Consider the following 11,329-nt stretch of genomic DNA (forward strand, 5'->3'; position numbering starts at 1 on the left):
AGAAGACAAGATGAAACGCAGACACTTTCTGAAAAGCATGACCGCTCTGGGATCCACTACGCTTCTGGCCACTCAGAGTCATGGGGACATTCGCTACCTGGGACCACCTGCCAGAACCATGGGTACCCGCTCCATCCATGAACAACTGGAGAAGACCCTTTATGGCCAGATGCAGACCCATGCACTGACACCGCTTCAGGATCTGCACGGCATCATTACCCCATCCGAATTACACTTTGAACGCCATCATTCAGGTATTCCGGATATAAGTCCTGAGCAACACCATCTTTATATTCACGGCCTTGTAAATAAGCCACTCAAGCTATCCCTGCAGGATTTAAAACGGTTTCCATCGGTATCCAGAACCTGCTTTATCGAATGTGCCGGTAATTGCCAGGACTATTTCAAAAAAGGTCCCCAGACACCTCTTCAACAGATAGCCGGTATGACCAGTCAGAGCGAATGGACAGGCGTAAAACTGGCTACCCTGCTGAGGGAAACAGGCCTGAGAAAGAATGCTAAATGGCTTCTGGCTGAAGGTGGAGATGCAGCTCTGGTGACCCGAAGCATCCCTGTAGATAAGGCCATGGACGACGCCATTATTGCCTATGCCCAGAATGGAGAAGCCATACGTCCAGAGCAGGGTTACCCGTTGAGACTGTTACTGCCTGGTTGGGAAGGCAGCAGTTGTGTGAAGTGGATTCGTCGTCTTGAAGTGGGTGACCAGCCCTGGATGACTCGGGAAGAAACAGCGAAATACACAGACCCTTTAAAAGACGGCACCATTCGTCAATTCAGCTTTATCATGGATACCCGCTCAGTCATTACCACCCCAACCTTTCCCAGCCAATTGGAAAAGGGTTGGCATGAAATCCGCGGTCTGGCCTGGAGTGGCCGGGGAAAAATAAAAAGGGTTGAAGTCAGTACCGATGGCGGTGGTCACTGGCAACCCGCCCGATTACAAGAACCTGTGTTGAGCATGGCTCACACACGATTCAATATTCCATGGCAATGGAACGGCAAAGAGACCTTGCTGTTGAGTAGAGCCACTGATGAAAATGGTTATGTGCAGCCCACCGCCAGCGAGCTGATTCATGCCAGAGGCATTGGCTCTTTGAGATACCACAACAATGGCATTATGGGGTGGCGAGTGAAAAGTGACGGAAGCGTGCTTTATGAGATTGTCGCCTGACTTTGCCATTGCAGAGCAAAATATAATTTCTCACTCAAACTAATTTTTCTTAAATTAATGGCGATCCGGCAGTCCTCTGCAATAGTTACTTTCAAAGTTGCTAACACGAGATTGTACCAGTGAAGCTATTTTGCAAAGGGCTATTGCTGACGTTGTCCACACTCTGTGGAACCATTGCCTACCCTTACTCTTTCCAATATTTTGAGTTACCTCAGGGGCTTGATGTCTACGAAGGTAACCCCAGCTATCCAGGCACCAATCGCTACTTCGCTATTCCTGGCTTTATCAGCCAGAAATCAACGAATCAGCGATACCTGGTTGTCAATGTAGGTTTGGGTAAAGCCGAAGACGGTATGACGGTCATTCCCTTACTGGTTAATGTTGAAAAACCGGAGTCTTCTTTTTTCCTTCTTGATTACATGCATCCCCTGAATCTTAAAGACCCTGATGCTCAAAACACCATTCTGGACACCCTGAAACAGAAGAATATGAAGAACCCTCACATCAGGGCACTTTATGTCGACGAGTATGGGTTCATCAGTGGAATGACTTATAACTGGGACGGCAAGAGTAAAATTGAAAGTACACGTTCAGCCATTTTTGATGTCAACAGCAACAGCTGGCAATACCCTCCCCAGGGCGACACTCATTATTCTATGGCTGTGAACAGCATGCCCTCGAATACCAGCATTCCACTCTTCCTTTTATCCAGCCAGGTGATCCTGCCCTATAACATGTCATCCTATATTCGAACGGATTACCAATTGTCAGTCTGGTCGCCCGGAAAATCTCCGTTAACGATAACATTTGACGAAAGCCAAGGGCATGAAGCCTGGGACAGGGGGATTGCCAGAAATTACCAGACACCCGACCGCTTCTGGATCAATGTTGGCTATTGCCCCGATGACAACTACTTCCCAAACCCGGATCAGACCGATACCTATGAATACTTCCTCAGCGGAAATGCCATCTCCCGAGACAAAGGACAGTACACTCTGAGCTGCCTTGACGGTAAGGATGGAATAGAGTTCGTATTCTCAAAGAAACTTCTGACGGTTTATCGCAATGGCGAGCTCGAATTTAAAACCACCAAAACACCCTGGAACTACTCAGCCATAGGTACTGCCGTTGCCCAGCTTTGGGGAAACCAGTGCCTGGGCGCCATGGGCCTGGGCTTAGGCAATGACTTGCTGGTGCCTGACTTCCGTAAAAAAACCATCAGGGTAGCCAGTTCTTACACCGTAAAAGCCTTTCTTTCGGATAAAGAACAGCTGGGAGACATTCAATACCTCGACTTTGGCGGTACTGAATGGCTGAATGATGAGCTTCATATTCCCTTGTCTCTGCGAAGTATTACCAAGAGTAAGGATAACCCCGTGAGCTATCGCCTTGGACATCTCATCTTGAATGAAAAGGAACTCAGGGATTTCGCCAGTACAAACTCATTAAGGAGCCCGAGAGGACTCCTTAGATAGCCCCCTGACTGACTTCGGCCACTATACTGCTAAGTATCCATGACAAGGAATGTCTATGCCTGTTCACTTTAATCCAGGCCAATCACAGCCCGTACAACCTATTGAATCGGCCAAGGCAGGCGAAGAACCGGCCAGCAGTCAGGGAATCGTCTCTTCAGCACCAGCAGATAGAGCATCCAGCCCCAGGTCTCACCCCTTGCGCCAGCGCCGAGCGGCTGCGGTTCGTCCCTTACCACTGACTCGATGGCAAAAGCTTTCACTGGTTATTCGACTTGGCATCAAGCCTCCCCCCATAAAAGTGGAAGACCGAAAGTTGCACCTTGATTGTTCAAAGGATAATTATCAGGCTGAGCTGTATCAGTCACTGACTCAATACAGAACCACTCACACCCCTGCATGGTATCAACCGGAAAGTTCGAATAAAGAGAGTGATAAAGCCTGGTTGATGTATCAGGCGGCCAGAGATAACCATTTAGGCCTGCTGGTATTAGGCAAGGGTGACATCAGAAGCGATCCCGATATGGTCACGAATTTTGGCTATACATCCGTCCATGGACGGAAAGCAGCCGTACCGAACAACTGGCCTGGGAAGGTACACAGCGTCGTCGTACAACTCGCCAGCATCCGGATGAACTCCATAACGAAACCCTGGGACCCGGTAGCATTCTCTGTGATAAAGGCTGGTCCCCCATGCTGAATGATGCATTCATTCTCGGAGGCATTCATGGTGACAGCCAGTTCGAACTCGCCCTGCCTTTCACAAGCAGTGAGAACGGCAAGGACATAACCACTTACCTGGATGAAAACCCCGATTGGTTGTGGCCAGCTGAACAGCCTTTTCCAGCTGTACTGTTAAGGGAATTAATTGGTTTGAAGTTTGCGGGTTATCAACCCTACCTCAGTGATGCAGGACTGGCCTTTGCTTGCACCAAACCTCAGCTGGCTCAAGCAATAAACCATGAAGCCTACCTGAAAGAGCTGGACTCTCTATTACAAGACAGACAACAGGCATTAATGACAATCAAAGATTACCTGAACGATATTGCCCAGATTGCCTGATGCTTATTTGACTACACAGTTATCGCCTTTTCGTATCTGCGTCAGCGGTTTCAATATGTCTCGAACTCAGAATGGCGAGCATGCGACTGCCGGATACGCCATTAGTGAGCTGCTCCCAAAGGAAGCTTATAAAGCTGCTAACCTGCCAGCCATCAACATTCATTTCTTCAACAAACTGGGAGGTTACAATAACATTCTCAAGACCTACCTCATCAAACTGAGGGGTCAAAAGAAGATAAAGATTGGAGTCAGGGAGATCTAAAATAAGAAAAACCGTGTTTCCCTCATGCAACTGTATCTCCAGGGAATCCGCCATGGCCAAATCAGATTCGCTGCTTTCTGACAAGCAGGCACCCAGGTGGTAATCACTGGCATGGTCTTGAGCAAATGCCTGTACACTCCCTCCAGATGAGCTTTGGCAGTATTCGGCAAAATCCTTCACCAACGCTCGAAAATACGTCTTTCTGGATCCATCCAAGACTGAAGATCTGGCACTGACCATAGAGAAAGACAACTGCAAGAGACCTGCTTCCTTACTGACCGCATAGATCATGGCAGTCAGTGCAGCAACAGGCAGTGTGAACCCCAGTTGAATAGCCACTTGTCTAAGAGCAGCCAGGAATTCTCTACTACTGACCTGATTAAATGGATCGAACTTTTGTCGGTCTTCAGGCGGAAGAATCATCATAAAATCAGAAAAGCTCAGTTTAACCAGAGAGCTTTCCCTCACTGGAATATCATCTGTGCCACCTTCGGGAGTGTCTTGTTGGGCTATCTCAGTGTCCGGGACTGGACTCCTGCTTTTTCCCCCAGCACTCTTTGAGACAACTCTTCCAGGACATCCACTGTAGTGACACACGCCGGAAAGGGTTGGCATCGAGCAATCACTGCATTGTGGATGTGCCTCCTCTGTCAAAGGTTGGACAGGGGGTTGAACATGTCCATCAGGGCCCGGGCAATGACGGTTACGGCATTCATATGCATTTAACCCGGTTGGCATCATCGGTATTTTGCAATGCGGGCATACTTCATAGGCTGCAACACGATTTGCAAACAGCATAGAAAGCAGAAGAAAAAGGATTAGATTGCTTTTAGTGACCCTTGTTGTGACCAACATATCCGTGATGATTTTACTGAACGAAGGGACAGCATAGGCAACGAAAATACAAAGGAGTATTCGTTTTAAGGAATTAGAGAGGAATCCATGACAGGCTTATGAAAGTGAGGCCTGTAGATATAAGCTTACAGTTAACAGTAAGCAGCGTTCAAACTGACTACTGTTAACTGTCTACTGATCTGTTCAACGGGTACCAAACACCACCATGGTTTTACCCTTGACCGAGACCAGCCCCTGGGCTTCAAGGTTTTTCAGAACTCGCCCGACCATCTCGCGGGAACAGCCCACAATACGGCCAATTTCCTGTCGTGTGATCTTGATTTGCATGCCATCCGGATGGGTCATGGCATCAGGCTGTTTTGACAGATCCAGCAATGTTCTGGCCACCCTGCCGGTGACGTCCAGAAACGCCAGATCACCCACCTTGCGGGTGGTATCTTTCAGACGGCTGACCAGTTGTCCGGACAGAGAGAGAAGCAGTTCAGGTTCTTCCCTGATCAGGCTGCGGAACTGATCATAGCTGATTTCAGCTACTTCACAGGGTCCCTTGGCTTTCACCCAGGCACTGCGCTCGGATTGATCGCCCTCAAACAGACCCATTTCGCCAAAATATTCGCCGGTATTCAGATACGTTACGATCATTTCACGACCTTCGTCGTCTTCAATGACAATAGCAACGGTACCCTTGACGATGTAATAAAGAGATTCTGATGTGTCTCCGGCACAGAGAATGGTGCTTTTTGCCCGATAGGTTCTGCGCCTGGCTACTGACAGCAATCGGTCCAAACTGGTTTTTGGTTTTGGTGTGGTTATCGTCAGCATTGTCACTACTACTCCCCGGCTGATTTTTCCTGTCTGTCCATAAATATCGACCCCATCGTGCTCTCATAAGATTGACGAAACATCGGGTCAAATACTTACTGTTGTTATTATGCTGAAAAATGTCTCATCTTAAAGCCGATGATCCATTCCCCATTGCTCATAGCCGTGTAGAGCCTGCTCAGTCCCAGACAGTGACCGAAGTGTCCTTTTTCTAATACTCTTCGACCTGTTCATCCACCGTGATGCCATCCCTCGAATGGAAGGAACGAACTACGGATGTCATTGGAAATACTGACTTTTTTCTACGTCAGTGGGTTCCAAAATAGCAATCTGCCTCAACGATAACAGATCGACGAACGGTAAACACTATGCTCTTTAGTTTCAATTCGTTAATACAGGACTGAGTTGGCATTTTTGAGAGCTAATCCACAGCTACGGTCAAAGGCTGATCAAAAAATAAATGGGAATTGTCATTTGGATTACACTCAATGATGACTGTTTTCATAGCAATCAGGCTGTTGCATGAGTCATGAAAATCCAGATACCAGGGTGGTTCATTTTGACGCTCGCCCTGCTGTTCAGTCCACTCCTTCCCGCTCCATTGTTCGATTTGAACGCCCTGCCCTCTTCCTTTTTCATCCTGTCAGGTGGAGACGATCCGAGAATGATTGCTGAAGCAGTCATTACTCAATCGGAGGGTGAAATATCCATCGCTTTTTATGACATCGCAACCGGTGAGCAATTCAAAAAAACTTTCTCAACGGAAAGCTCTTTCTTAACCTGGCTGGAAAGCCAGTTTCAATCCCAGCGGTTCGATCACGGCCTGACCCCCAATGACCTTTTAATGGCTCTTTCTACACTGGTGTTCTCTGAAGTCCCTTTCAAACCACCGACAACCGAAAGGGATATAAGAATCACAACCGGCCCTGAAATTTCCATGGCATTCCGCCATCCTCAAACCCATGGACACAAAGCCAAATTGAAAATGACTCGCTGCCCTGAGAAATATTGCCGAGTAAGCATAAAGATCAGGAACTCAGTGACTGGGGAAAAAAGAGAGTATTTCATCGAGCGCCCCTGCATCAGCGAATCTCAGCTAATACGGCTCAAGGAAAAGCTGAACCACCTTGGCTACTGGCTGATAGAAGTCGAGCTGGACCATAACTGTTATTTTGAAGCCCTGCTGGTCAATGCTGAAAATAAGATGAGTCAACAGGAACTGCGCCGGAAGCTTTGGACTCTGATGAAGAAACTGAGGTCTGCCATTCAACAGAACTCAGCCCTGGCTGACGAGTTAGTCATTATTCTGGGCACAGGCCATCAGCAAACCATCATTCAGCACCTGGATCACTTTCTTGCCAATGAGCAGTTTATTCTGGGGGGGCATGCTCACCACTGGGGGGATATTGCTTTTACTCCCTTCATGACATTGATCCTGCAACAGCCTGTTCATGTCCATACCCATGACCTGCAGAGCGGTGAGATCATCAACCATCCTTTTGGTGCTCACTCCTGGTCCCAAACACCTCTTCTGAATCAGTGGTTGCAAGAACAGGGACTGATTCAACCAGCGGCCCAAAGCAACCCGATTCATATACTGCATGACGGTGTTGATCACTTTCAGTCTCTTTTACCAAGATAGCCATAAGGGCATCACGGTTAGCCCGCATATTGCATGAAGAGCCGAGTTTCTCGCTCTGCTATTTTTTCGGCTGACACATTTTGTCGACACATTCATGCTTATTGCATGGATTTGTCGACAAAATGCTGTCACGGCGGAAAAAGAGCTAGCGAGAAGCCGGCGAGTGGTTATATGACAGTTTATATTTTGCTGCTTTTTATCTGAAGTCCTTTACTTGCAAGGACGTGAGGGCATTTTTGTAGCGGCTTCATGCAATATGCGGGTTAGCCTAGCCTCCTGTTGCTGAGGTAAGATAGCGGCTTTATCTATCTGGCTACTCTCATAACAAGCGATCATCCCGTCTTCGGCAGTTTGCAGGTATTGCTATGAGAGCCCTCTTCAAGAAAGGAAACATGCTGTATGAAAGCACAAGTCAAATGGGTGGATCAGGAACGTTTTCTGGGACTGACTGACAGCAACAACTCGGTAGTTATGGACGCTGACAAAAGCGTGAAGTCTGCTCCAAGCCCGATGGAACTGATTCTGATGGGTCTTGGTGGTTGTTCATCCGTTGATGTCATCGGTATTCTGGAAAAGGCTCGCCAGAAAGTAGTTGACTGCCACGTAGACATCCAGGCTGAACGTGCCGACGCAGTTCCTGCTGTGTTTACCAAGATTCACCTGAACTTTGTCGTAAAAGGCACTGCAGTGAAAGAAGCTCATGTGAAGCGTGCCGTAGAGCTGTCTGCAGACAAATATTGTTCTGTAGCTATGATGCTGGGCAAAGGTGGTGTGGAAATCACCCACAGCTACGAAATTATTGAAGCCTGAACAGGCTTTGAAAAGACGGGGTGGCCATCCACCCCGCTTTTAGACAGAACCAAAACTCAGCCTGGAGGCCAGCTCATCTGACGACCACCGATCAGGTGCAGGTGAATATGGTAGACAGACTGGCAGCCATGACTGTTGCAGTTCATAACGGTCCGGTAACCGTCTTCAGCAAAGCCTTCTTCTTTAGCTATCTGACTGGCCACCAGCGCCATTTTTCCTAATACGGCCTGATCTTCCGGAGTCGCATCGTTCAAGGTTGCGATATGCTTCTTGGGAATCACCTGAACATGTACCGGCCCCTGGGGATTGATATCCCTAAACGCCATAACATCGTCGTCTTCATACACCTTATCGACGGGAATCTCACCTTCCACTATCTTGCAGAAAAGACAGCTCATTGATTTACCTCCAGGCCTTTAAGTCGAAAAGCTGAGCCTAGCCTAACACTGGATGCCTTAGCCCGAAAGGTTGAGTAGTAGTCTATAAAAAACTTGTTATAAATAATCTTATCGAACAAAATCGAACGAACGATCACTACGCAAAAATAATTCATGAAACCCGAAGACATCCACCAGGCATTCGCCAACGCTCTGATCGCCCAGGATCTGGAAGCATTAGCCAACCTTTATACAGAAGATGCCGTTTTCCACCCAGGCCATAACAAAGCCCCGGTTCAGGGCAGAAGGCAGATCACTAAAGAGCTGGAAGTGTTTATTCCGGTGGCTGCCACCATGAAACCGGTAGACCGGACCATTATTGAGAAAGGCAATATGGCGCTGATTAAACTGGTTTGGAAAATGACCACAGAACAGGGCGAAGAAAAACAGTTTAATGCCCTGGAGGTTCTGCAAAAAACCGGAGATGCCTGGCAGTACGCTATTGATAACCCTTACGGAGTCTAGGAGCCCGTGCTGCTAAATTGATTTCTATATTGGCTGACTGGTTATCCTTTCAAAGGCCAGGAAGGCCTGCTGGCGACTCAGACCAAGGACGGTCTGCCGTAGCGGAAAGGATAATCAGTCAACCCTGCCAGGAATATCTCAGGGCTCGATCCGGTCTTCCCAGAGTAGAGTAGAACCCACCACAGCCGCAGGCATAATCAGCAGGTTGACAAAGGGAATCAGCATTATCAGCGTTACAGTCGCGCCAAAGCCCCAGACATAGTTTCGGTCCTGCTTTAATCGATCCAGCATGTCATTAAACGTCACTCCACGGTTATCTGCAGCATAGTCACAGTATTGGATCGACATCATCCAGCTGTTGAACAGAAACCAGAGCACCGGAGTGATCAGGTTCACGACCGGAATAAAAGACAGGATCAGGAGAATCACAGCCTTGGGTAAGTAGTAGGTTAACTTTCTCACTTCACGGCCAATGGTTCTGGGTAAGAGGGTCAGCCAGTCTTTCAGCTCATACTCAGGCAGATCGGTTTTGCCATGAAGGTTCTGAACCTTTTCAGCCAGAAGCCCGTTAAATGGCGCTGCAATAAAGTTACCGACAATGGTAAAGGTGAAGAAAACGACCCCCAGCATGGCCAGAAACAACAAAGGCCAGAGCAGAAATTCAAGAAAGGATAACCAACTGGGCAACCAGTTCACCATCTGTTCCATCAGACCGTTCATTTGCTGGAGTCCGAAATAGATCAGAAAGCCGAACACCAGAATGTTAACCGTCAGGGGAATCAGCACAAACCAGCGAAGGGCTGGATCAGGCAGATAGGATAAACCTCTGAAAAAATACCCGGGACCACTCCCCGGAGCAGGTGCTGGCATAACACAGTTCCTTTTTAAAGTACCAGAGTCTGTATGGGCACGAAGGGACAGACTCAGTGATAAAATAGGTCATTCGCTGAAGAGGTTCTGGTTCTCATCAACGCAAGCCGTTATTATTCACCCAGTTTAACAATTTATGAATCCTCGGATACCAGAGATTATCAAACTCTGGCAAGCCATTCCTGATCAAGGAGCAAAAAGTGAGCGAAGCCAAGCACGTCCAGCTGCTGATTCTGGGCTCAGGTCCTGCAGGTTACACTGCTGCAGTGTACGCTGCCCGGGCCAACCTGAAACCAGTAATGATCACTGGCATGCAACAGGGCGGGCAGTTGACTACCACCACCGACGTTGACAACTGGCCAGGAGGCCCCGAAGGTCTGCAAGGGCCAGGGCTGATGGAAGACATGCGTATACATGCTGAGCGCTTTGGCACCGAGATCATCTTTGATCATATTGAAGAAGTAGACCTCAGCAAAAAGCCTTATGTTCTGAAAGGCAGCGAAACCTACACCTGTGACTCTCTGATCATCAGCACCGGTGCCAGCGCCCGCTACCTGGGTCTGGACAGTGAAGAAGCCTACAAGGGCAAAGGGGTTTCTGCCTGTGCTACCTGTGACGGTTTCTTTTACAGAAACAAAGATGTAGTGGTTGTGGGTGGTGGTAACACTGCTGTTGAAGAAGCGCTGTATCTGTCCAACATTGCCAAAACCGTAACACTGATTCATCGCCGTCAGGGTTTCCGTGCAGAGAAGATCCTGCAGGACAAGCTGATGGATCGTGTTGAAAACGGCAATATGAAACTGGCACTGGACGCTACCCTGGACGAAGTTCTGGGTGACGACATGGGGGTAACCGGCGTACGCATCAAAGATGTAAACACTGGCGAAACCCGTGACATTCAGGCTGAAGGCTGCTTCATTGCCATTGGTCATACGCCTAATACCGGTATCTTCGACGGTCAGCTGGAAATGAAAGACGGCTACATCAAGGTCAACAGCGGTCTGGAAGGCAATGCCACCCTGACTTCCAAAGAAGGCGTGTTTGCTGCCGGTGACGTTATGGATCACGTTTACCGTCAGGCCATCACTTCTGCCGGAACCGGCTGCATGGCCGCTCTGGATGCTGAGAAATATCTGGACTCCCTGTCCTGATCAAGAATGGACTGGGCGCTTGCGCCCATTCTAAAGTGTACCCCTAGCAGCCTGTCGGACTTGAACCCATAAACGCAGTTCAAGTAATTTCAGACTCTGACTATTCCGGAGAGAACTTATAAAACCCTCTCCGGCGCATTACATTTTCAACTTGTCCTTATGATTTTTCTCACTCTTGGCCTCAGATCAGCCCAATAGTGCCACAGATAAGTCGCCAACAAGACCAGTTCCAACCACTGCTCTTCATTCACTTGTTTCAGGCTGAACATCCGCCTCAAGTTATACGCAA

General features: G+C 48.3%; 12 protein-coding genes. 8 read left to right on the forward strand and 4 right to left on the reverse strand.

Annotation, left to right across the window (positions count from 1 at the left end):
• The first annotated feature begins 10 nt into the window (after positions 1–10).
• From soxC to WG89_RS16155, 4 genes are all read left to right on the forward strand, one after another.
• On the forward strand, positions 11–1,192 hold the full coding sequence (gene soxC / locus WG89_RS16140) for a sulfite dehydrogenase (RefSeq protein ID WP_062267977.1): 1,182 nt from the start codon (positions 11–13) through the stop codon (positions 1,190–1,192).
• A gap of 119 nt (positions 1,193–1,311) precedes the next feature.
• Positions 1,312–2,667 (forward strand): hypothetical protein, encoded by a 1,356-nt coding sequence (locus tag WG89_RS16145; protein WP_153301638.1) that lies wholly within the window; start codon positions 1,312–1,314, stop codon positions 2,665–2,667.
• A gap of 55 nt (positions 2,668–2,722) precedes the next feature.
• Entirely contained in the window at positions 2,723–3,364 is a 642-nt protein-coding gene (locus tag WG89_RS16150) for a hypothetical protein (protein WP_062267981.1), read from the forward strand.
• Positions 3,358–3,726 (forward strand): hypothetical protein, encoded by a 369-nt coding sequence (locus WG89_RS16155; RefSeq protein WP_062267983.1) that lies wholly within the window; start codon positions 3,358–3,360, stop codon positions 3,724–3,726. The genes WG89_RS16150 and WG89_RS16155 overlap by 7 nt, the downstream gene beginning before the upstream one ends.
• A 19-nt stretch (positions 3,727–3,745) precedes the next feature.
• On the opposite strand, the gene WG89_RS16160 is transcribed toward WG89_RS16155, so the two are convergent.
• Together WG89_RS16160 and crp are read right to left on the reverse strand one after the other, a co-directional pair.
• Complete coding sequence (locus tag WG89_RS16160) at positions 3,746–4,603, reverse strand: hypothetical protein (RefSeq protein WP_062267985.1); 858 nt, start codon at positions 4,601–4,603, stop codon at positions 3,746–3,748.
• 423 nt (positions 4,604–5,026) lie between these two features.
• Positions 5,027–5,665, reverse strand: a complete 639-nt coding sequence (gene crp, locus WG89_RS16165; RefSeq protein WP_062267987.1) for a cAMP-activated global transcriptional regulator CRP — start codon at positions 5,663–5,665, stop codon at positions 5,027–5,029.
• Between the two features lie 529 nt (positions 5,666–6,194).
• On the opposite strand from crp, the gene WG89_RS16170 reads away from it, so the two are divergent.
• Positions 6,195–7,307: a hypothetical protein gene (locus WG89_RS16170; RefSeq protein ID WP_062267990.1), complete on the forward strand. Its 1,113-nt coding sequence runs from the start codon at positions 6,195–6,197 to the stop codon at positions 7,305–7,307.
• Between the two features lie 399 nt (positions 7,308–7,706).
• Positions 7,707–8,117, forward strand: a complete 411-nt coding sequence (locus WG89_RS16175; RefSeq protein ID WP_062267992.1) for an OsmC family protein — start codon at positions 7,707–7,709, stop codon at positions 8,115–8,117.
• 56 nt (positions 8,118–8,173) lie between these two features.
• On the opposite strand, the gene WG89_RS16180 is transcribed toward WG89_RS16175, so the two are convergent.
• The gene (locus WG89_RS16180) at positions 8,174–8,515 is read right to left on the reverse strand and encodes a histidine triad nucleotide-binding protein (RefSeq protein ID WP_062267994.1); all 342 of its coding nucleotides are present in this window, start codon (positions 8,513–8,515) and stop codon (positions 8,174–8,176) included.
• Positions 8,516–8,668: 153 nt separating this feature from the next.
• Between WG89_RS16180 and WG89_RS16185 the strand changes: the two genes are divergently transcribed.
• Positions 8,669–9,019: a YybH family protein gene (locus tag WG89_RS16185; protein WP_062267996.1), complete on the forward strand. Its 351-nt coding sequence runs from the start codon at positions 8,669–8,671 to the stop codon at positions 9,017–9,019.
• A 138-nt stretch (positions 9,020–9,157) separates the two neighbouring features.
• Here the strand turns inward: WG89_RS16185 and cysZ are convergent, their stop codons facing one another.
• Positions 9,158–9,889, reverse strand: a complete 732-nt coding sequence (gene cysZ / locus WG89_RS16190) for a sulfate transporter CysZ (RefSeq protein WP_062267997.1) — start codon at positions 9,887–9,889, stop codon at positions 9,158–9,160.
• 200 nt (positions 9,890–10,089) lie between these two features.
• Between cysZ and trxB the strand changes: the two genes are divergently transcribed.
• Positions 10,090–11,040: a thioredoxin-disulfide reductase gene (gene trxB, locus WG89_RS16195; protein WP_062267999.1), complete on the forward strand. Its 951-nt coding sequence runs from the start codon at positions 10,090–10,092 to the stop codon at positions 11,038–11,040.
• Positions 11,041–11,329 lie beyond the last annotated feature (289 nt).

It is taken from the genome of Endozoicomonas arenosclerae, from assembly GCF_001562015.1.
In the GTDB taxonomy this organism is placed as follows: Bacteria; Pseudomonadota; Gammaproteobacteria; order Pseudomonadales; family Endozoicomonadaceae; genus Endozoicomonas_A; species Endozoicomonas_A arenosclerae.

Excerpts from the sequence above, each read along its gene's own strand:
- soxC (WP_062267977.1), top strand. The coding sequence starts at position 11 with ATGAAACGCAGACACTTTCTGAAAAGCATGACCGCTCTGGGATCCACT.
- WG89_RS16150 (WP_062267981.1), top strand. The coding sequence starts at position 2,723 with ATGCCTGTTCACTTTAATCCAGGCCAATCACAGCCCGTACAACCTATT.
- WG89_RS16155 (WP_062267983.1), top strand. The coding sequence starts at position 3,358 with ATGCTGAATGATGCATTCATTCTCGGAGGCATTCATGGTGACAGCCAG.
- WG89_RS16160 (WP_062267985.1), bottom strand. The coding sequence starts at position 4,603 with ATGCCAACCCTTTCCGGCGTGTGTCACTACAGTGGATGTCCTGGAAGA.
- crp (WP_062267987.1), bottom strand. The coding sequence starts at position 5,665 with ATGCTGACGATAACCACACCAAAACCAAAAACCAGTTTGGACCGATTG.
- WG89_RS16170 (WP_062267990.1), top strand. The coding sequence starts at position 6,195 with ATGAAAATCCAGATACCAGGGTGGTTCATTTTGACGCTCGCCCTGCTG.
- WG89_RS16175 (WP_062267992.1), top strand. The coding sequence starts at position 7,707 with ATGAAAGCACAAGTCAAATGGGTGGATCAGGAACGTTTTCTGGGACTG.
- WG89_RS16180 (WP_062267994.1), bottom strand. The coding sequence starts at position 8,515 with ATGAGCTGTCTTTTCTGCAAGATAGTGGAAGGTGAGATTCCCGTCGAT.
- WG89_RS16185 (WP_062267996.1), top strand. The coding sequence starts at position 8,669 with ATGAAACCCGAAGACATCCACCAGGCATTCGCCAACGCTCTGATCGCC.
- cysZ (WP_062267997.1), bottom strand. The coding sequence starts at position 9,889 with ATGCCAGCACCTGCTCCGGGGAGTGGTCCCGGGTATTTTTTCAGAGGT.